The organism is Vibrio sp. 2033, from assembly GCF_033339735.1.
Window position 1 is genome coordinate 1 of record NZ_JAWOVC010000927.1, and the last position, 500, is coordinate 500.

A 500-nucleotide genomic window follows, 5' to 3' on the forward strand; every position below is an offset into this window, starting at 1 on the left:
ATTTCCGTAACGGTGGCGAACCGATGAGAGCGAGGACGAGGAGATCAATCATTTATACCGGCACTATCTTGGTGGCGATCTGTATTACCACGATATCAGGTCAAAGCTCCGGAAACGATTTATTTCCATTCTATGATGTGGGCGGTAGTAAATACGGGTATATGGACAGAGGCGGCCAAATTGTGATTCCGGCCAGATTTGAGGATGTAGGCAATTTCAGTGAAGGCCTCGCCCCGGTAAGATTCAATAATAAGTGGGCGTATATTAGAACTGACGGATCGTTAGTTTTCCGTCGAACGTTTGCGGAGGCTCGCGGATTTTCTGATGGTTTGGCTGCGGTACGAATTGGTAATAAATGGGGGTATATTGACAGAACCGGTTCGGTGCGTATTAAACCCATTTTTAAGTTTGCTGGCGATTTTCACGATGGCTTAGCTCAATTTGCAACCAGCGGTTCATCCCGTCATTACATTTTTATCGGGAAGCGGGGCTTTATTGAT

General features: G+C 46.2%; 1 protein-coding gene. It reads left to right on the forward strand.

Annotated features, from left to right (window positions below; genetic code table 11):
• On the forward strand, nucleotides 1–500 hold a 500-nt coding region (locus R7P74_RS29865), incomplete at both ends, for a WG repeat-containing protein (protein ID WP_318124364.1).